This is a genomic window from Actinomadura sp. NPDC000600, from assembly GCF_040492135.1.
Classification (GTDB): domain Bacteria; phylum Actinomycetota; class Actinomycetes; order Streptosporangiales; family Streptosporangiaceae; genus Spirillospora.
Genome location: NZ_JBEUPD010000006.1, coordinates 229,187 through 248,734, shown reverse-complemented (window position 1 = coordinate 248,734; position 19,548 = coordinate 229,187). Strand labels below are relative to the sequence as shown.

The following is a 19,548-nucleotide window of genomic DNA, read 5'->3' as shown; positions in this document are numbered from 1 at the left end:
TGCTGGGGACCGAGTGGCTCACTTGATCGAAAGGCTGACGAAGGTGGCGAAACGAGCGGGGGCGGTCACGGCGGGCACGACGGCCGCGGCGGCCCGCGCGGCCGAGCAGGCGGCGCGGGCGACCGAACAGGCGGTGGTGGCCGAACTGAGGGCGCTGCGGGCCCGCGTCCCGCAGCTCAACGGGGGCCTGGTCGCCTCGGTGGACGGGCTGCTCATCGCGCACGACCTGCCCGACTCCGTCGAACCCTCCGGCATGGCGGCCGTGACGGCGACGGGCCTGTCCCTCGCGCACCGGATCGCGGAGACCGCGCACGGCGGGGCCTTCCACGAGGTCGTGATCCGCGGTGTGGACGGCTACGTGGTCAGCTACGCCGCCGGCCCCACCGCGTCCCTCACCGTCCTCGCGGACCCGGACGTCAACGTGGGGCGCCTCCACCTGGAGTCGCGCCCCGCCGCCCGAGCCATCGCCGCCCACCTCACGGGCACGCGCCGCTCATGACAACGAACGAAAGGGGAGCACCATGTCCAACCTCGACCTCGCCCTCAAGGACATGATGTCGATCGACGGGGCCATCGGCGTCGCCGTCGTCGACTACAACAGCGGGATGGCGCTCGGCCACCTCGGCAGTTCCAAGGCCCTCGACCTCCAGGTCGCGGCCGCCGGGAACACCGAGGTGGTGCGCGCCAAGCTCCGCACGATGGACCAGCTCGGCATCCAGGAGGAGATCGAGGACATCCTGATCAGCATCTCCAGCCAGTACCACGTCATCCGGCCGGTCACGGGCCGCAAGGGCAAGGGCCTCTTCCTCTACATGGCCCTCGACCGGAACCGCGGCAACCTGGCCCTGGCCCGCCACCGCCTCCGCGACATCGAGGAGAACCTGGAGATCTGACCCGCCGTTCCGCCGCCCACACCCCACGCCGGCGGAACGGCCCGCGAAGGCGGCCCCGGGGACCTCGTCCCCGGGGCCGCCCCCTCTCCGCTAATTCGTCAGCGTCAGCCCGCCGGACGGCTTGACGGTCAGGCTGTCGGCGGCCTCGTCGAGGTCGACGACCACCTCGTCGCCGTCGCGGACCTCCCCGGACAGCAGCTCGCGGGCGAGCTGGTCGCCGATCGCCGTCTGCACGAGGCGGCGCAGCGGGCGCGCCCCGTACAGCGGGTCGTAGCCGGTCAGCGCCAGCCACTCGCGGGCCGCGGGCGTGACCCGCAGCGTGAGCTGCCGGTCGGCGAGGCGGCCGGCCAGCCGGTCCACCTGGAGGTCGACGATGCGGGTCAGCTCGTCGGTCGACAGCGCGTCGAACAGGATCACATCGTCCAGGCGGTTGAGGAACTCCGGCTTGAACGAGTTCCGGACGGCGTTCCACACCGCCTCCCGCTTGGCCCCGTTCTCCAGCGTCGGGTCGACCAGGAACTGCGACCCGATGTTGGAGGTCAGGATCAGGATCGTGTTGCGGAAGTCGACCGTGCGGCCCTGGCCGTCGGTGAGGCGGCCGTCGTCCAGCACCTGCAGGAGGATGTCGAAGACCTCGGGGTGCGCCTTCTCCACCTCGTCCAGCAGGACCGCCGAGTAGGGGCGGCGCCGGACGGCCTCGGTGAGCTGGCCGCCCTCCTCGTAGCCGACGTATCCGGGCGGCGCGCCGACCAGGCGGGCGACGCTGTGCTTCTCGGAGTACTCGCTCATGTCGATGCGGGTCATCGCCCGCTCGTCGTCGAACAGGAACTCCGCGAGCGCCTTCGCCAGCTCGGTCTTGCCGACGCCCGTCGGGCCGAGGAACAGGAACGAGCCGGTCGGGCGGTCCGGGTCGGAGATGCCCGCGCGGGCGCGGCGCACCGCGTCCGACACCGTGCGGACCGCGGCCTCCTGGCCGATCAGCCGCCTGCCGAGCTCGTCCTCCATGCGCAGCAGCTTGGCGGTCTCGCCCTCCAGCAGCCGGCCCGCCGGGATGCCCGTCCAGGACGCGACCACGTCGGCGACGTCGTCGGGGCCGACCTCCTCCTTGACCATCGTGTCGCGGTTCTCGGTCGCCTCGGCCTCCTCCTCCAGCTGCTTCTCCAGCGCCGGGATCTCGCCGTAGACGAGCCGCGAGGACGTCTCCAGGTCGCCGTCGCGCTCGGCCCGCTCCGCCTCGCCGCGCAGCTGGTCGATCCGCTCCTTGATCTCGCCGACCCGGTTCAGCTCGGCCTTCTCCCGCTCCCAGCGGGCGTTCAGGCCGCTCAGCTGCTCCTGCCTGTCGGCGAGGTCGGCGCGGAGCCGTTCGAGGCGCTGCCGGGACGCCTCGTCGGTCTCCTTCTCCAGGTTCATCTGCTCCATCTTCAGCCGGTCGACGGCGCGCTGCAGCTCGTCGATCTCGACCGGCCGGGAGTCGATCTCCATGCGCAGCCGGGACGCGGCCTCGTCCACCAGGTCGATCGCCTTGTCCGGCAGGTACCGGGAGGTGATGTAGCGGTCGGACAGCGTCGCCGCCGCCACCATCGCCGAGTCGTTGATCTGCACCTTGTGGTGCGCCTCGTACCGGCCCTTCAGCCCGCGCAGGATCGCGATCGTGTCCTCGACGGACGGCTCGCCGACGAACACCTGCTGGAACCGGCGCTCCAGGGCCGCGTCCTTCTCGATCCGCTCCCGGTACTCGTCCAGCGTCGTCGCGCCGATCATCCGCAGCTCGCCGCGGGCCAGCATCGGCTTCAGCATGTTGCCGGCGTCCATCGCGCCCTCGGCCGCGCCCGCCCCGACGACGGTGTGCAGCTCGTCGATGAACGTGACGACCTGCCCCTCGCTCTCCTTGATCTCGTTCAGGACGGCCTTGAGCCGCTCCTCGAACTCGCCGCGGTACTTCGCGCCCGCGACCATCGCGCCGAGGTCGAGCGAGATGAGGCTCTTGCCACGCAGCGACTCGGGGACGTCGCCCGCGATGATCCGCTGCGCCAGCCCCTCGACCACGGCCGTCTTGCCGACGCCGGGCTCGCCGATCAGCACCGGGTTGTTCTTCGTCCGGCGCGACAGCACCTGGATCACCCGGCGGATCTCCGAGTCGCGGCCGATCACCGGGTCGAGCCGGCCGTCGCGGGCCGCCGCCGTCAGGTCGACGCCGTACTTCTCCAGCGACTGGTAGGTGCCCTCGGGGTTCTCGCTGGTGACGCGGGCGTGCCCGCGCACCTTCTCGAACGCGTCCAGCAGCGCCTGCGGCGTCGCGCCGAACTCCTTCAGCAGGCCCGCCGCCGGGCCGCCGTCGGCCGCCAGCCCGACGAGCAGGTGCTCGGTCGAGACGTACTCGTCCTCCAGCTGCTGCGCGCGGTTGGCCGCCGTGTTGACCGACCGCTGGAGCTGGCCGGACAGCCGCGGCGTCGCCACCGTCGACCCCTGCGCCTTCGGCATCGCCGCGAGCTGCTCCTCCGCCCGCCTGCGGATCACCTGCCAGTCGGCGCCGACCGCCTCCAGCAGCGGCACGGCCGTCCCGTCCGGCAGCCCGATCAGCGCCACCAGCAGGTGCTGCGGCTCGACCTCGGGATGCCCCTCGGCCGCCGCCCTGCGGACGGCGATCGACAGCGCCTCCTGGCTCTTCTGCGTCAGCTTGTAGTCCATCGCCCCACCCCGTAAGCCGTGTTCCTTCTGGGGGGCAACCCCCAGACCCCCGACAACTGCTCTGTCCTTCTGGGGGGCAACCCCCAGACCCCCGACAACTGCTCTGTCCTTCTGGGGGACAACCCCCAGACCCCCGACAACTGCCTTATTCAGTCCGAGTTGCGCTCGTGCCAGACCACGACGCTCGTCCGCCTGATGGGCACGAGGTCGGCGCCGGGAGTGCCGCTCGGTTCCCCGTGCCGCCGCTGCTGCGCCAGCCGCGCCGCGACCGCACGGGTCGATTCGAGTTCGTTCGCGAGCTCCTCCAGCGCGGCGTGCGCCTTGGCGAGCTCCTCGCGGAGCCGGGCGTTGTCGCGCTGCAGCTCCAGGATGTGCTTGATGCCGGACAGGTTGATGCCCTCCTCCTGGGAGAGCCGCTGGATCTCGCGGAGCATCACGATGTCCCGCATGGAGTAGCGGCGTCCCCGGCCCGCCGTACGGCCGGGGGACACCAGGCCCATCCGGTCGTAGGTGCGCAGCGTCTGCGGGTGCAGCCCGGACAGCTGCGCCGCCACGGAGATCACGTAGACCGGAGTGTCGTCGCCGAAGGGATCCATGAAGATCACTCCTGTCTGGCCTGCTGGAGGAGGTCGGCGCGCAGGTCGTCGCCCGCGCCCGCCGTCCGGAGCTTGGCGAGCGCCTCGCGCGACTGCTCGTCGAGCTTCTGCGGGACGTGCACGTCGACGGTGACGAGCAGGTCGCCCTTCGTGCCGTCGCGCCGCGGTGCGCCGCGCCCCTTCACGCGGAACTTGCGGCCGTTCGGCGTGCCCTCGGGCAGCTTCAGCGTGACGGGCTGCCCCTGGAAGGTCGGCACCCTGATCTCGCCGCCGAGCGCCGCCTCGGGGAAGGTCACCGGGACGGTCAGCGTCAGGTTGTCGCCGCTGCGGCCGAACACCTTGTGCGGCAGCACCTTGATGTTCACGTACAGGTCGCCGGCCGGGCCGCCGTTCTCGCCGGGCGCGCCCTTGCCCTTCAGCCGGATCTTCTGCCCGTCCGCCACGCCCGCCGGGATGCGGGCCTGGATGGTCCGGGTGCCGGTTGCGCGGCCGCTGCCGTGGCAGGTCGGGCACGGGTCGTCGACGACGAGTCCCCGGCCGCGGCACTCCTTGCACGGCTCCTGGAAGCCGAAGTTGCCGAGGTTGCGGGTCTCGTGCCCGGTGCCCTCGCAGTTCGGGCACACCCGCGGCACGGTGCCGGCCTTGGCCCCCGTCCCGCGGCAGCTGTTGCAGGCCGCCTCGCTGGTCAGTTTGATCGGGACGGTGACGCCGTTCATCGCGCGGCCGAACGACAGGGTCACCTCGGTCTCGACGTCCGCGCCGCGCCGCGCGCGCCGCGTCCCCGCCGTGCGGGCGCCGCCGCCGGCGCGCCCGCCGAACAGGCCGCCGAACAGGTCGCCGATGCGCTCCCCGGCGCCGCCCGTCTGCGTCCCGCCCGACTGGCCGAAGATGTCGCCGAGGTCGAACGGGAAGCCGCCGCCCTGCTGGCCGCGGAAGCCGCCCGGCATCGAGCGCACCGCGTCGTACTCCTTGCGGCGCTTCTCGTCGGACAGCACGTCGTAGGCCTCCGAGACCTCCTTGAAGCGGTCCTCGGCCTCGGTGTCGCCCTTGTTGGCGTCCGGGTGGTACTTGCGCGCCAGCTTCCGGTAGGACTTCTTGATCTCCTCCTGGGAGGCCGTCTTCGCGACACCGAGGACCTTGTAGTAGTCCTTCTCCAGGTAGTCCTTGGTGCTCACGGCGCCCCGCCTTCTGCTATCGCCACTTGCCACATGTCTTCAGGCCCCTGCGGGGCCCGCCCGTCCGGGCGGGCCCCCTGAGGATCATTCGCCCGGTTCGTCGTTCGATTCGCCCGGCTCGCCGCCGGACTCGTCGGCTCCGGAGTCCGGAGCGGGGTCGGCCACCGCCACGCGGGCGGGCCGCAGGACCCGCTCGCCGATCCGGTACCCGGGCTGGAGGACGTCGGTGACGCACGTCTCGGTCACCTCGGTCGAGTGCGAGTGCATCAGCGCCTCGTGCACGACCGGGTCGAAGGGCTCGCCCTTCTCCCCGAACCGCTCCAGGCCGAGCTTGCCGGTGACCGCCTCCAGGCTCTCCGCGACGGACTTGAACCCGCCGGTGAGCTCCTCGTGGTCACGGGCGCGGCCGATGTCGTCCAGCACCGGGAGCAGCTCGGACAGCACCTGCCCGAGGGCCTGCTCGCGGACCGCGACCCGGTCGCGCTCGACGCGCTTGCGGTAGTTGTCGTACTCCGCCTTCAGGCGCTGGAGGTCGGCGAGCCGTTCCGCCAGTTGCGTCTTCAGAGAGGAGACCTCCTCATCGGTGGCCTTGGCGCCCCCGTCCGCCGGGGCCTCCGGGGCCGGCGAGGACTCCCCCGCCCGCTCCCGGACCTCCCCCGTCTCGGGATCGATGCGCCGCTTGTCGCGGATCACCGGGCCCTCCTTCTCCTCGCCCTCGTTGGGAGAGGACGTCACGATGCATCACCCTTCGGCTTGTCCTCGTCCACGATCTCGGCGTCGACGACCTCGTCGTCCTGCGGCTCGCCGCCCTGGGCGCCGGCCGTCGGCCCGTGGTCCTCGGCGCCGGCCTGGGCGCCCTCGGGGTTCTGCGCGTACATGGCGGCGCCCATCTTCTGGCTCACCTGCGCGAGCTTCTCGGCGCTGCCCTTGATCGCCTCGACGTCGGTGCCCTCCAGGGCCTTCTTGACCTCGGCGACCGCGTCGCCCACCTCGGTCTTCAGCTCCGCGGGGACCTTCTCGTCGTTCTCCCGCAGGAACTTCTCGGTCGAGTACGCGAGGGTGTCGGCCTGGTTGCGGACCTCGGCCTCCTCCTTGCGCTTGCGGTCCTCCTCGGCGTACTGCTCGGCGTCGCGCATCATCTTCTCGATGTCGTCCTTGGGCAGCGCGCTGCCGCCCGTGATGACCATCGACTGCTCGCGGCCGGTGCCCTGGTCCTTCGCGCTGACGTTCACGATGCCGTTGGCGTCGATGTCGAAGGTGACCTCGATCTGCGGGACGCCGCGCGGCGCCGGCGGCAGACCGGTGAGCTGGAAGGTGCCGAGCTTCTTGTTGTACGCGGCGATCTCGCGCTCGCCCTGGTAGACCTGGATCTCCACGGACGGCTGGTTGTCGTCGGCGGTGGTGAACGTCTCCGACCGCTTGGTCGGGATCGTGGTGTTCCGCTCGATGATCTTGGTGAAAATGCCGCCCTTGGTCTCGATGCCGAGGCTCAGCGGGGTCACGTCCAGCAGCAGGACGTCCTTGACCTCGCCCTTGAGCACGCCGGCCTGGAGGCTGGCGCCGATCGCGACGACCTCGTCCGGGTTGACGCCCTTGTTCGGCTCCTTGCCGCCGGTCAGCTCCTTGACCAGCTCGGAGACCGCGGGCATCCGGGTGGAGCCGCCGACCAGCACGACCTGGTCGATCTTGTCGACGGTGATGTTCGCGTCCTTCAGCACCGACTGGAACGGCGCCTTGGTGCGCTCGAGCAGGTCGGCGGTCATCCGCTGGAACTCGCCCCGGGTGAGCTTCTCGTCGAGGTGCAGCGGGCCCTCGGAGGACGCCGTGATGTAGGGCAGGTTGATCTGCGTCTCGGACGAGCTGGACAGCTCGATCTTGGCCTTCTCCGCGGCCTCGCGGAGCCGCTGCAGCGCCATCTTGTCCTTGGACAGGTCGACGCCGTTGGCGTTCTTGAACCGCTCGACCAGCCAGTCGACGACCTTGTTGTCCCAGTCGTCGCCGCCGAGGTGGTTGTCACCGCTGGTGGCCTTCACCTCGACCACGCCGTCGCCGACCTCCAGCAGGGACACGTCGAACGTGCCGCCGCCGAGGTCGAAGACCAGGATGGTGGCCTCGTTCTCCTTCTCCAGGTGGTATGCGAGGGCCGCCGAGGTCGGCTCGTTGATGATGCGCAGGACGTTCAGGCCCGCGATCTGGCCGGCCTCCTTGGTGGCCTGCCGCTGGTGGTCGGAGAAGTAGGCGGGGACGGTGATGACCGCGTCGGTGACCGTCTCGCCCAGGTAGGACTCGGCGTCCCGCTTCAGCTTCTGCAGCACGAACGCGCTGACCTGCTGCGGGTTGAAGTCCTTGTCGTCGATCTTGGTCTTCCAGTCGGTGCCCATCTCGCGCTTGACCGACCGGATCGTTCGGTCGACGTTGGTCACCGCCTGGCGCTTGGCGACCTCGCCGACCAGGACCTCGCCGTTCTTGGCGAAGGCGACGACGGACGGCGTGGTCCGCGACCCCTCCGCGTTCGCGATGACGGTGGGCTCGCCGCCCTCCAGGATCGCGACGACCGAGTTGGTCGTCCCGAGGTCGATGCCGACCGCACGTGCCATGTTTCTCGTCCTCCGTCGTATCCGGTGATATCGCAGCCCCGGTCGCCCCCGAGGCGCGGCCGGTTGAGTCTTCTGTCCGCAAGGTTGCCCGGCATCCTCGTTCCTGTCAAATGACTTGAGTCGGTCGGACTCAACTTTGCTGACGACCTCTACAACAGGACGAGTGAGCGGCCTATTCCGGTTCCCGGAGCGGTCCCGTCGGCTCGGAGTTCGCCTGGAGGGAGGAGAGCGCCCTCCCTCGCCAGGAGGAGCGCCTCGTTCGTAGGACGCCGCCGACGTCGCGCCCGACCGCTGGTTCGACCGCCGCGTTCCACCCTGGATCGGCCGTCGGCGGGTCTAACAGACCTCGCCCTTGTGGGCGCCGGCCGGGATCAGCTTGGTGATCTCGGACGACTCGGGCATGTTCCCGTAGAGCCTGCAGAGGTGCGCCAGCTCCCGCTTGGTGACGCCGCCGGATCCCGACACGGCCAGGTCCCTGGCCTGTTCGGTCATCGCGTCGAGCAGGCCGGACGCGGTGCGTCCAGGTGTGGGGAGCAGCAGGCCGATCTGGTTGCCCTTGACAAGGGCGAACGCGTCACGGCCAAGGGGGAGCAGGGCCGGCCAGGCCGCGGGGACGCGGAGGGCGCCGAGGCGCCGGCCGCCCGGGAGCGACCAGCGGGTGACGGGCAGTGCGCTCACTTCCTGCGCGAACTTCTGCATTTCCTCGAGGGTCGAGGCATCGGGCAGGTCGACTTTCCACCACGTGTCGTACAGGACGGAGCCTGTGGGGTCGAACGTCAGAGCACCGACGGCCTCGGCGAGACCCGGGTCCTTGATCCGAGTGATCATGCGGCCGGCGCTCATGTCCCAGATGTCGAACTGCGTCACCTTGTCGATCTCCACGGCCGCGGCCAGCCGGCGGCCGTCCGCGCTGGTCGCCACCACCGCGCCCGCCAAGGACTCTTCCAGGACGCGCACCTGCGGTGAGCCGTCCGGGGACACGAGCAGCAGTCTGTTCCCGATGGCCCTCTGCTCACCGCCGCCCGCTCCCTTCGGGAACTTCAGATAGTTGAGGACGGCTCCGGCGGGGGTGAGGCGGAACAGTGAGATCGCCTCGCGGGAGCTGATCGGCAGCGGAACGGACGGCTGGGCCTTCCCCCCGTCGACACTCCAGCGCCGCAGGGTGATCCGACCCCTGTTCGCCACGGCTGCTGCGAGGGTCCGCCCGGTTCGGTCCAGCGAGACGCCCCTGATCTGACTGCCCTTGGGCAGGATGACGGCCATGGCGGTCCGCTTGCGTGCCAGGTCGGTGACGACCAGGCAGAATCGTTGCGCTGTCAACGCCTCCGGGGTGTTCCCGGCCGTGCACCGGCCGTTCTGAGACCCGCTCGAGGTCAGGTTCCTGATCGAGGCGAGGTGGCCCGCCGCGGCGTAGCGGCCGTCCGCGCTGACCGCGACCGCGCCGGTCGACAGGCCGCCCTCGGCGGGCAGCGTCACCGGGGTCGCGCGCCCGCCGGCGAGGCGCCAGGCGACGGCCGTGTCGTCGGGAGCACGGGTCACCAGGGTCCGCCCGTCGGTACTGATCTTTCCGGAGAGGTCTCCCCCGGTTTCGGCTCGGCCCTCCAGATTGACCAGGCCGGTAGAGGTGTCGGGGATCACCTGGGTGAGCCGGCCGGTGTCGCGGTAGAGGTCGTGGATCCTCCTGCGGGTGTCCTCGTTGTCGCGGGTCCGGAAGGCGCGGAGTGTGAGCTGGGCGGCGCCGTACGGGTCGGAGGCCTGCTGCTGCCGGGCGCGTTCGAGAAGCGTCTGCGCGGCGTTGTCGCTGAGGCCCCGGCTGAGCGGGACCCAGACGAACAGGGCCGCCGCCGTCACGGCCGCCGCTGCGATGGCCCACCGTCTGCGCACGGACCAGCGGCGCCGCGCGCCCGCCCTGATGTAGGCGTGCTCGTCCGGGCTGAGATCGTCGGGGTGCTGCCGTGACTGGCGCAGCGCGTCGGTGAGGTCGGCTCGCGAGAGCAGCCGGGACGGGGCCCTCCCGTGCCGCTGCCACAGGGCGATGCGCTGGCGGAGCCCTTCCTGCCACAGCCGGAAATCGCGCGTGCTGTCGCCGATCTCCCTCAGCCGCTTCCAGTGGGCCACCAGGGCTTCGTGGGCCAGTTCCACGCTCTGCCCGTCCTCGGGCAGCACGACCAGCCGTGACACCGCCAGCCGCTGCGCGAGGCGCCACTGCTCGCCGGTGAGCTGGTCGCGCGGCGCGATCCTCCGGGTGATCTCCGGCCGGTCCGGATCGGGCCGGATCAACTGGGTGAGGAGGCGCTCGGCGGATCGCTGCTCGTGGGGGCCGAGTTCTCCCCACAGACGTTCGGCGAAACGGTCCAGGCCGTGGCTGATCCCGCCGATCCCCGCATACGCCTCGTGCGTGAGCAGGCCGTCGGACTGGAGGTCCCACAGCTCCTTGAGGGTGAACTGCAACAGGGGAAGGCGCCCCGGACCCACGCCGAGGTCGCGCAGCAGGGTCTCGACAAGCCCGGGTTCGTACTCGACGAGCGGCGTGCGCCGGACCGGTTCGATGATCGCGGCGCGCAGACCCTCGGGCGACATCTCACCCATGGTGATCGTGCGGTCCCCGGCGACGAAGGCGGCCAGACGCGGGTCGCTCAGCATCGGCGCGAGGTAGTCGGCCCGTAACGCGAACAGCACGGCCAGTGGGGACCTGGGCTGCTCGGCGTGCGCGAGCGCCTTGGCGAAGGCGGTGCGCTCCTCCTTGGGCGCGTTCAGGATCTCCTCGAACTGGTCCACGACCAGCACCAGGCGGTCCGCGTTCAGGTGCTGCAAGAAGACCGTCAAAAGATCCGGCATTCCACCGCGTTCCAGGTGCGCGGCCATGGCGTCGACCTGGTCGAGCCGTTCGGCCGGCCGATGCCGTCCCGGAATGAGCGACTGCGCGAGCGCGTGCAGCGCTGTTCGGCCCTGACCTGGTCGGAAGAGCACGACCGCGGTGCCGCCGTCCTCGCGCACCCGCGGCACCACGCCCGCCTGGAGGATCGAGGACTTCCCGACGCCGGACGGACCGGTGACCGTCACCACCGGCCGCTCGGTGATGAGGCGGGTGATCCGCTCGATGTCGTCGGCCCGGCCGAAGAACGAGTCGGCGTGCTCCTCGTCGAACGGCAGCAGGCCGCGGAACGGCGATGGCGGCCGGACCGCCTCGCGAAGCTCGGGCCACGCCTCCAGCAAGGTCGTGGTGGGCACGACGTAACCGCTGCGGACGCGTGATCCGGACCAGGCGGCCACGACCATGCCCACCACATCGCCCCGGCCGATGTGCCAGACCGGGGTTCCGGAGAAACCGCCCTCGATGGTGAACTGGCTGCCGTCCTCGACGTCGACCTGGAGCCACCCGTCGGCCTGCGGACCGCGGAGAATCCCGACACTCCAGACGCCCCGGTCCTTCCCGTTGGGGAAGCCGAGCATCGCCACGCGCTCGTCGAATGCAGCCTTGTCGACCAGCGGCACCGGCCGTACGTCCTGCGGCGCATCATGCAGGAGGCGAAGGACCGCCACGTCGAACAGCGGGTTCCATGCGGAGACCGCGGCCCCCAGCGGCCCCTGCCCGAGAAATTCCACCTGGAAGTGGCCCGCGGGCTGAGTCTGCGTATCGAACGGAACGCCGGCGGCGCCGTTCAGGACATGGGCGGCCGTGATCACGTACCGGCCGGTGACCGGGAACGCGGCCCCCGCCGGTACCCCGTCCGCATCGAGAATTCTGGCGACTGATCGTTTTGGCACAGTGGTCCGCACAGGAGCAACGATAAATGAATCATCATGACCTGGAATGGCGTACGCTGCCGAATGTGACCCATCTGGATATCCCATTGGAAGGCGGCGGTCACCTGGCCGTCGAGGTCGATCCCTCCGAGCGTGAGGAGATCCGGCAGGTCGGCCGGACCGGCCGGGTGCTGGAGACCGCGGGGGCGAGACTGCAGGACGCCATCTCCGGCGTCGTTCCCGCGGTGGAGGGCATCGCCCGGGAGTTGCGCGCCGTCGAGGACCCGCCCGCCAGGTTGGAGATCACTTTTGGCATCAAGGTGTCCGGAGAGGCCGACATGATGATCGCCAAAACGGCGTCCGAAGCCCATTTCCAGGTCACCGCGGAATGGTCCGCACCAGAACATCGGGACACCTGACCAGGTCATCGCCCCGCGGCCATCGGCAGTTCGGCGCCGGTCTCGCGGGGGCGGCCGTCCGCCGCCCATGAGGCGTGCGGTCCCCGGCATCGGGACGAGGCCGGATCGATCGGGGGCTCTGCCGTGAAGTCGATCAGTCGCTTCGGCTGATCAATGGAGACCGTCCGTTCCGGGACGGCCATGGCAGAGGAGACTCGATGACGCACAGACGCCGGAGCCGGGCCCTGCTCGGCATCCTGCTCGCGGCCGGGACGCTGGCCGCGGTCCCCCCGCCCGCCCACGCGGCACCGCCGGCGGGCGGCCTGGACCCCGGCGGCTCATGGAAGGTGACCTTGCTCACCGGGGACGTGGTCGCCGTCCGGACGATCAAGGGCAGGCCCCCGCTGGTGTCGGTGACGCCGGCGCCCGGCCGGGAGGAGCACTCCTTCCGCAAGGAGGTCCGCCCGGACGGGCACGTCGTCGTCACCCCGGTCGACGTCGCCGGGCTGGTCGGCCGGGTGATCGACCCCGAGCTGTTCGACGTCACCGCGCTGATCGCGCAGGGCTACGACGACGCCCGCAGCGGCGACCTGCCGCTGATCGTGCAGCGGTCCGCGGGGACGAGCCCCCGCAAGGCGCTCGGTGGGACGCTCAGCACGACGCGGGAGCTCCCGAGCATCGGCGCCACCGCCGTCCGGCAGCCCAAGGGCGACGCGCCGCGGCTCGGCGGCGCGCTGGCCGGGATGCCGTCGGTCAAGGCCACCGGCGGGATCCGGCACATCTGGCTGGACGGCAAGGTCAAGGCGCGCTTCACCACGGCGCCCGGTGCGCTCGCCGCGCCCCGGGCCCCCGCCGCCCACCGGCTGGACTCCAACCTGCGGCAGATCGGCGCGCCCGCGGCCTGGAGCGCCGGGTACACCGGCGAGGGCGCGAAGGTCGCCGTCCTCGACACGGGTGTGGACGCCGGGCACCCCGACCTCAAGGGGCGCATCACCCAGACGAAGAACTTCTCCGAGTCGCCCGACACCGCCGACCGGGTCGGACACGGCACGCACGTCGCCTCGACCGTCGCCGGAACGGGCGCCGCCTCCCACGGGGAGCGCCGGGGCGTCGCCCCGCAGGCGGACCTGCTGATCGGCAAGGTCCTGGACGACGAGGGCTCCGGCACCGACTCCAGCGTGATCGCCGGGATGGAGTGGGCCGCGCCGCGCGCCGACGTCGTCAACATGAGCCTCGGCGGCGTCCCCACCGACGGCGCCGATCCCCTCTCGCTGGCCCTGAACGACCTCACGAAGCGGCACGGGACGCTGTTCGTCGTCGCGGCGGGCAACGAAGGCCTGGTCGGGTCGGTCGGCACGCCCGGTACGGCCGACGCCGCGCTGACCGTCGGTGCCGTCGACGCCCGCGACCGCCTCGCCGAGTTCTCCAGCCGGGGACCGCGCGGGCACGTCGCCAAGCCGGAGATCGTCGCGCCGGGCGTCGACATCATCGCGGCCCGTGCCGAGGGAACGGCCATGGGCACCCCGACCGGTGCCCGCTACACCAAGGCGTCCGGGACGTCGATGGCCACGCCGCATGTCGCCGGCGCCGCCGCGCTGCTCGCCGCGAAGCACCCGGACTGGGGCCCCTCCCGCCTCAAGGCCGCCCTCGTCGGGACGGCCGACCCGGCGACCGGCGGTGACGCCTTCGAGCGCGGGGCCGGACGCCTCGACGCGGGCGAGGCCGCGAAGAGCCCCGTCCTCGCCGCGCAGAGCATCGTCGATCTCGGCACGTCGCGGTTCCCCGAGCACAAGGCGCTGTCCGCGAAGCTCGGCTGGACGTCCCAGGCCCCCCGTCCCGTCCGCATGCGGTTGAGCGTGAAGGTCGTCGACCGTCGCGGGCGCGCGGCGGGCGGCGCGGCGAGCGTCCCGTCCGGCGTGGACGTCCCGGCGGGCGGCACCGGCCAGGCGGCCCTGACCGTGGACGCGGCCAAGCTCGCCGGCCGTCCCGGCCTGTACACGGCCGTGGTGACGGCGACGGGCGGCGGCGCAACCCTCGAAACGCCCGTCACGTTCTACGTCGAGCCTTCGTCGCACGACCTCACGATCAAGGCCACCCCCTTGCCGGGCACCGACCCGGCGGACTTCTCCGCCTCCGCCACCGTGGTCAACCTGGCCGACATGGCGCTGTTCTCCCAGTGGGTCGACGCCACCGGGACGGCGAAGGTCCGCGTCCCCGACGGCCGCTACGCGGTCCTCGGCAACGTGGACGACACCGGCGACTGGCGTTCGGCGCTGGCCGGAGACCCAGAGGTGGCGGTCGACGGGCCCACGACCGTCACGCTCGACGGCGCCGCCGCCGTCAAGGTCGGCGCGCGCGTGGAAGGCGTCGAGACCCAGCAGTCGATGCTGTCGGCGGACATGGTCCGCGACGCAGGGCAGGGGCTGTGGTGGTTCAGCGCCTACTCCTTCGATCCCGCGAAGGCGCCCGTGTACGCCCAGCGGATGGACGGCGTGGAGACCGGGACGTTCCGCGCGTACACCAACCACCGGCTGAGCGCGCCCGGCACGGTCTACGACGTCCTGCACCCCCTGGGCAACGGAGTCCCCGCCGACCTGACGCACGTCGTCACCCCCGCCGAGGTCAAGCGGATGGCCCGCGTCGACCAGCGGTTCGCCGCGTTCGACGGGGACGCGGGCATCCCCATGGGCGAGAAGCGCTACGGCATCAGCCCGGAGGGCCTGCTGATGTTCGAGGCGAACGGGGACGTCAAGCCCGGAACGTCCCGGACCGACTACGTCTCGACCGGCTCCGGCCTGCTGTGGGGGGACGAGGGGTTCGTCAAGTTCGGTGAGGACTTCTGGGTGGACCAGGGGCCGTTCGGCGAACTGAAGCCGGGCGGGCGGGTCTCCGAGCGCTGGGGCCGCCAGCCGCTGCGCCCCGGCCCGTACTCGGGGACCGGCGTCACGCCCAGCGGCTGCGCCCGCTACCCCGCGGCCCGCACCGGGCAGAGCATGCGCGTCGCGCTCGTCGACCTCCAGACCCGTTCGGACGGCTTCGACTGCGCCATGCACGAGGTGAAGGGGCGCATGGCGCTGTTCGCGGGGGCCAAGAAGATCGGCGAGAGGAACGGGCCGTTCGGCGAGTTCACCGTCCCGGCCGAAGAGGCGGGGTACCGGCTGACGTACGAGAACGACGCGTCGGCCGTCGTCCCGGTGTCGATCCGCACCTCGACGTCCTGGACGTTCCGCTCCGGCGCGCCGGGCGGCCACGAGAGCGCCAACCTGCCGCTCCTCCTCGTCGACTACGACCTGAACCTCGACCTGCGCAACCAGCCGTCCGGGAGGCCCGCCGTGCTCACCGCCGCGCGGATGGCGGGCTCCGGCAAGGCCGCGATCACCGGGCTGCGGTTCTGGACGTCGGTGGACGACGGCGCGACCTGGCAGGAGGCCCGGGTGAAGGCCCTCGGCGGCGGGCGGTTCAGCGCCCCGCTCCCGGCGCCGGTCGAGGGGCAGGCGGTCTCGCTGCGCGTCAGCGCGAAGGACGCGGGCGGCAGCGGCGTCGACCAGCGGGTCATCCGCGCCTACCGCGTCCGGTAGCCGTGTCGTGAAAGCGGTGAGGGGCTCCGGGTGATACGTCAGTGACCGCCGCCCGCGCCACGGAAAGGCAGCACATGACAGGGGAACCCCTCACCGCAGACCCGCCCCGGGACGGGGGTCCGGGGCGGGCCGACCACTCCGGCGTCATGCGGATGTCCCTGCGCGACCCCGAACGGTTCGGCGAGATCTTCGACGCCTACTTCACCGAGATCCACGGGTACGCGGCCAAGCGGCTCGGGCCGGACGCCGCGTCCGACATCGCCGCGCAGACCTTCCTGGAGGCGTTCCGCGTGCGGGGGCGCTACGACGCGTCCCGCGCCGCCGTCCGGACCTGGCTCTACGGCATCGCGACCAACGTGATCAGCAAGCACCGGCGCGGCGAGGTGCGCGGCCTGCGGGCGCGGGCGCGGCTCGGCCCCGTCCAGGACGAGGCCGGGCACGCCGACCGGGTGGACGCCCGGGTCAGCGCGCAGGGCCTGCGCGGCCGGCTGGCCGGGGCGATCGCCGGGCTCTCCGCGGGCGAACGGGACGTGCTGCTGCTCGTCGCGCTCGCCGACCTCACCCACGAGGAGGTCGCCGCCGCCCTGGACGTCCCGTACGGGACGGTCGGGTCGCGGCTCAGCAGGGCCAGGAAGAAGGTGCGCGAGGCGCTCGGCGGCACCGACCCGACGCGTGATCTGGAGGACGACCATGGATGAGCTGCGCGCGATCAGCGAGGCGTACGGGGAGCCCGCCCCGCCGACGCTGCGGGAGATGACCGAGGCCCGCGCCCGGATGTTCCAGGAGCCGGCGTCCCGCCGCCGCGTCCGTCTCGGATGGCGGTTCAAGGCGGGGCTCGGCGTGGTCGCCTCCGGCGCGGCCGTGGCCGTCGCGGTGACGGTGACCGGATCCGGGTCGCCCGCGCCGCCCGCGCCCGCCGTCGACCTCGGCCGGCAGGCCGTGCTCGCGGCGGCGGAGAAGGCCGCCGCGCAGCCGACCGGCAAGTACTGGTTCTCCGACCAGATCCAGGGCCAGTCGTACATCATGCGGCCGAAGACCGGCGCGTACGCGATCGTCGGCGCGCACAGCGAGACGTTCTTCTGGTCGGCGGCCGAACGGGGCGGCGGGAACGTGGGCTACGGCCGGGACCTGCCCGCCAGGCCGCTCACGGAGCGGGACGCGGCGGCGTGGCGGCGCGCCGGCTCGCCGAAGGAGTTCAGGGTCTGGTCGAACGACCACTACTGGACCTACGCCCAGAAGGCGACGAAGTGGGAGACGGACGATCCCGACGGCGAGGGCGGCGGGAGGTTCTACGTCCAGGGGACCGGCGGCAAGGAGCTGACCGTCGAGGAGATCCAGAACCTGCCGGACGATCCTGACGCGCTGGCCAGGATGTTCTTCACGCTGGACACGCCGAGGGACCGGTTGATCGCCAGGCGGGCCAAGGGGGCCTCGCCCGCGTTGCCCGCGTCGCGCTGGCTCGGAGTGACCGCGTCGCTGCTGGAGGACGTCCCGCTGCCGCCCCGGGTCCGCGCGGGGCTGATGCGGGCGCTGGCCGCGCAGCCCGGCGTCCGGTCGCTCGGCGCCGCGACCGACCCGCTCGGGCGGACCGGCGTCGCGCTGGCCGTCGACAACCCGGTGGCGAAGGTGGACGGGGAGTTCGGCGCGCCTCCGCAGGAGCGGGGGGAGTACCGGTCGCGGTCGGAGCTCGTCTTCGACAAGGCGACCGGTGAGCTGCTCGCCGAGCAGGACGTGCTGACCGTGCCCGGCGGCGCCTACCGGGAGCAGCCCCCCGGGTTCGTGATCAACTACTGGGTCGTCCGGGACACGGGGTGGACGGACACCGTGCCGAGGCCGCCCGCGAAGCTGCCCTTCTGAGCGGCCGCGCCGCGCAGGACCCCCGCGCCCCCCGCCCGACGTCCGGGCGGGGGGCGCTTCCGCGTGAAGGGGGATCCGGGGATCGGTTGAGAGCGGGATGACCGAGAACTCCCCCCGACGACGAGGATCACCTTCATGGCCTCTCACCCCCCGCCGGATCCCGGGGCGCGGCGCGGCGCGGCGCCGGCCGCGTCCGGCGCCGACGCCTCCGACGCGGCGGCGATCGTCCGGTCGCGGCGCGAGCCCGCCGCGTTCGCGGAGATCTTCCACCGCCACTTCGCCGCGATCCACGGGTACGCGGCGCGGCGCCTCGGCGTCGACGCGGCGGACGACATCGCCGCGGAGACCTTCCTCGCCGCGTTCAACAAGCGCGGCCGGTTCGACCCCGACCGGGGGTCGGTCCGCCCGTGGCTGTACGGGATCGCGACCCGGCTGATCGGGCTGCACCGGCGCGCGGAGGGCCGCCGCTACCGGGCGCTGGCGCGCACGCCCGCCGAGCACGTCCAGGACGGGCACGAGGACCTGGTCACCGCGCGCGTCACGGCCGGCGGCGCGGGCGAGGACCTCGCCGCCGCGCTGGCCCGGCTGCCGCGCGGGGACCGGGACGTCCTGCTGCTGGTGGCGCTGGCCGACCTGACCTACGAGGAGGTCGGGCAGGCGCTCGGCCTCAAGACCGGCACCGTCGCGTCCCGGCTGCACCGTGCCCGGCGCCGCCTGAGGGAGTCGCTCGGCGGAACCCATCCCGCGCTGATCGTTGAGGAGAAGCCCGCGTGAACGAGACCGACATGAACGAGAAAGCCCGGGTCCGGCGGCTGCTGGGCGAGCCGCCGCCCCCGTCGGCGGACGCTTCGGCGCGGGCGCTGGCGATGCTGGAGGACGCGATGGCATCGGGCGGCGGGCGCCTGCGGTCGCCCCGGACGGGCTTGCGGCGCTTCGGGTGGCCGGTCCGGTTGGGGGTGGGGCTGGTCGCGGCCGGCGCCGCCGCGGCCGTCGCCATCGTGGCCACCGGCCAGGGCTCGCCGGGTTCGTCGCCCGGCACGCCTCCCGGGGCCGTCGACCTGAACAAGCAGGCGGTGCTCGTGGCGGCGGACAGGGCCGCCGAGCAGCCGACCGGCAACTACTGGTCCGCCGAAAGGATCAGCGGCCAGGCCTACGTCGTGCGGGCGAAGACGGGCACGTACGCGATCTTCGGCGCGCACAGCGAGATGTTCCACTGGGCCGGTGCCAGGAAGGGGATGGGCGAGGCGTACTACGACCGCGACCTCCCCGCCCGCCCGCAGACCCCGCGGGACGAGGCGCTGTGGCGCAGGGCCGGTTCGCCGTCGTCCATCCGCGTCTGGTCGGGCGACGCCTACCACACCTACACCACCAAGGCGACGAAGTGGCGGGTGAACGGTCCCAACGTGGGCGTCGACCCGAAGGGCGGCGGGAGGTTCTACGGCTTGGGCAGCGGCGGGGCCTCGCTGGGAGATCTGCGGAACCTGCCGACCGACCCGGCCGAGCTCGCCGAGATCCTCAGCCCCGCGGAGATGGAGCGGGCGGTGAACCCGAATGGGTCGGGGGGCAAGAAGCTCAAGGAGGGTGTCATCCCCCGCCTGCAGATGCGCCGGACGTCGACGCTGCTGTCCGCCCCGGTGTCGTCGAAGGTCCGGTCAGGTCTGATCAAGGCACTGGCCGCGCAGCCGGGCATCCGCGCGATCGGCCGCGTGACCGACCCGCTGGGGCGCCGGGGGGTCGCGCTGGCCACGCCCGACTGGGCCATCACGGAGACCGGTGAGTTCGGTACGCCGAAGGCCCAGCAGGGGACGTACCGCTCCCGCAACGTGATCGTCTTCGACGAGCGCACGGGCGCGCTGCTGGCCCTGGAGGACCAGCTGACCGAACCGGGCGGCCCGTACGCGGAGATGAAGCCGGGCTTCGTCATCTCCTACGAGGCCGACCGCTCGCCGCGCTGGACGGACACCAGGCCGAAGCCGCCCGCGGAGCTGCCCTTCTGACCCGCTCCCGACCCGCCCTCCG

Annotated in this window: 14 protein-coding genes; 8 read left to right on the top strand and 6 right to left on the bottom strand. The window is 72.3% G+C overall.

What is annotated here, in order from left to right; translation table 11 throughout:
- The first annotated feature begins 43 nt into the window (after nucleotides 1-43).
- Both ABWI07_RS11940 and ABWI07_RS11935 read left to right on the top strand, forming a co-directional pair.
- Nucleotides 44-499: a roadblock/LC7 domain-containing protein gene (locus tag ABWI07_RS11940; protein ID WP_149260499.1), complete on the top strand. Its 456-nt coding sequence runs from the start codon at nucleotides 44-46 to the stop codon at nucleotides 497-499.
- A 22-nt stretch (nucleotides 500-521) separates the two neighbouring features.
- Entirely contained in the window at nucleotides 522-893 is a 372-nt protein-coding gene (locus tag ABWI07_RS11935; protein WP_149260498.1) for a hypothetical protein, read from the top strand.
- A 90-nt stretch (nucleotides 894-983) separates the two neighbouring features.
- Here ABWI07_RS11935 and clpB read toward each other — a convergent pair whose 3' ends face one another.
- The 6 genes from clpB to ABWI07_RS11905 all read right to left on the bottom strand — a co-directional run bounded on the left by clpB (nucleotide 984) and on the right by ABWI07_RS11905 (nucleotide 11,729).
- Nucleotides 984-3,581: an ATP-dependent chaperone ClpB gene (gene clpB, locus ABWI07_RS11930; RefSeq protein WP_353818537.1), complete on the bottom strand. Its 2,598-nt coding sequence runs from the start codon at nucleotides 3,579-3,581 to the stop codon at nucleotides 984-986.
- A 149-nt stretch (nucleotides 3,582-3,730) separates the two neighbouring features.
- Nucleotides 3,731-4,177, bottom strand: a complete 447-nt coding sequence (locus ABWI07_RS11925; protein WP_149260496.1) for a heat shock protein transcriptional repressor HspR — start codon at nucleotides 4,175-4,177, stop codon at nucleotides 3,731-3,733.
- A gap of 5 nt (nucleotides 4,178-4,182) precedes the next feature.
- Nucleotides 4,183-5,352, bottom strand: a complete 1,170-nt coding sequence (dnaJ, locus tag ABWI07_RS11920) for a molecular chaperone DnaJ (RefSeq protein ID WP_149260495.1) — start codon at nucleotides 5,350-5,352, stop codon at nucleotides 4,183-4,185.
- A gap of 84 nt (nucleotides 5,353-5,436) precedes the next feature.
- The gene (gene grpE / locus ABWI07_RS11915) at nucleotides 5,437-6,090 is read right to left on the bottom strand and encodes a nucleotide exchange factor GrpE (RefSeq protein WP_353818573.1); all 654 of its coding nucleotides are present in this window, start codon (nucleotides 6,088-6,090) and stop codon (nucleotides 5,437-5,439) included.
- A complete protein-coding gene (gene dnaK / locus ABWI07_RS11910; RefSeq protein WP_149260493.1) occupies nucleotides 6,084-7,949 on the bottom strand; it encodes a molecular chaperone DnaK in 1,866 nt (621 codons plus the stop codon). Before dnaK ends, grpE begins: the two co-directional genes overlap by 7 nt.
- A 336-nt stretch (nucleotides 7,950-8,285) precedes the next feature.
- Nucleotides 8,286-11,729 (bottom strand): nSTAND1 domain-containing NTPase, encoded by a 3,444-nt coding sequence (locus ABWI07_RS11905; RefSeq protein WP_353818536.1) that lies wholly within the window; start codon nucleotides 11,727-11,729, stop codon nucleotides 8,286-8,288.
- A gap of 14 nt (nucleotides 11,730-11,743) precedes the next feature.
- On the opposite strand from ABWI07_RS11905, the gene ABWI07_RS11900 reads away from it, so the two are divergent.
- The 6 genes from ABWI07_RS11900 (at nucleotide 11,744) to ABWI07_RS11875 (ending at nucleotide 19,526) form a co-directional block, all read left to right on the top strand.
- Nucleotides 11,744-12,115, top strand: a complete 372-nt coding sequence (locus ABWI07_RS11900; RefSeq protein WP_353818535.1) for a CU044_2847 family protein — start codon at nucleotides 11,744-11,746, stop codon at nucleotides 12,113-12,115.
- A gap of 197 nt (nucleotides 12,116-12,312) precedes the next feature.
- A complete protein-coding gene (locus ABWI07_RS11895) occupies nucleotides 12,313-15,672 on the top strand; it encodes a S8 family serine peptidase (RefSeq protein ID WP_353818534.1) in 3,360 nt (1,119 codons plus the stop codon).
- A gap of 74 nt (nucleotides 15,673-15,746) precedes the next feature.
- A complete protein-coding gene (locus ABWI07_RS11890) occupies nucleotides 15,747-16,370 on the top strand; it encodes an RNA polymerase sigma factor (protein WP_353818533.1) in 624 nt (207 codons plus the stop codon).
- The gene (locus ABWI07_RS11885) at nucleotides 16,363-17,529 is read left to right on the top strand and encodes a CU044_5270 family protein (RefSeq protein WP_353818532.1); all 1,167 of its coding nucleotides are present in this window, start codon (nucleotides 16,363-16,365) and stop codon (nucleotides 17,527-17,529) included. Before ABWI07_RS11890 ends, ABWI07_RS11885 begins: the two co-directional genes overlap by 8 nt.
- A gap of 135 nt (nucleotides 17,530-17,664) precedes the next feature.
- Nucleotides 17,665-18,303: an RNA polymerase sigma factor gene (locus ABWI07_RS11880; RefSeq protein ID WP_149260489.1), complete on the top strand. Its 639-nt coding sequence runs from the start codon at nucleotides 17,665-17,667 to the stop codon at nucleotides 18,301-18,303.
- Nucleotides 18,300-19,526, top strand: a complete 1,227-nt coding sequence (locus ABWI07_RS11875) for a hypothetical protein (RefSeq protein WP_149260488.1) — start codon at nucleotides 18,300-18,302, stop codon at nucleotides 19,524-19,526. Before ABWI07_RS11880 ends, ABWI07_RS11875 begins: the two co-directional genes overlap by 4 nt.
- Nucleotides 19,527-19,548: the final 22 nt, after the last annotated feature.

Excerpts from the sequence above, each read along its gene's own strand:
- dnaK (WP_149260493.1), bottom strand. The coding sequence starts at position 7,949 with ATGGCACGTGCGGTCGGCATCGACCTCGGGACGACCAACTCGGTCGTC.
- ABWI07_RS11880 (WP_149260489.1), top strand. The coding sequence starts at position 17,665 with ATGGCCTCTCACCCCCCGCCGGATCCCGGGGCGCGGCGCGGCGCGGCG.
- ABWI07_RS11895 (WP_353818534.1), top strand. The coding sequence starts at position 12,313 with ATGACGCACAGACGCCGGAGCCGGGCCCTGCTCGGCATCCTGCTCGCG.
- ABWI07_RS11900 (WP_353818535.1), top strand. The coding sequence starts at position 11,744 with ATGAATCATCATGACCTGGAATGGCGTACGCTGCCGAATGTGACCCAT.
- ABWI07_RS11890 (WP_353818533.1), top strand. The coding sequence starts at position 15,747 with ATGACAGGGGAACCCCTCACCGCAGACCCGCCCCGGGACGGGGGTCCG.
- ABWI07_RS11925 (WP_149260496.1), bottom strand. The coding sequence starts at position 4,177 with ATGGATCCCTTCGGCGACGACACTCCGGTCTACGTGATCTCCGTGGCG.
- clpB (WP_353818537.1), bottom strand. The coding sequence starts at position 3,581 with ATGGACTACAAGCTGACGCAGAAGAGCCAGGAGGCGCTGTCGATCGCC.
- ABWI07_RS11885 (WP_353818532.1), top strand. The coding sequence starts at position 16,363 with ATGGATGAGCTGCGCGCGATCAGCGAGGCGTACGGGGAGCCCGCCCCG.
- ABWI07_RS11935 (WP_149260498.1), top strand. The coding sequence starts at position 522 with ATGTCCAACCTCGACCTCGCCCTCAAGGACATGATGTCGATCGACGGG.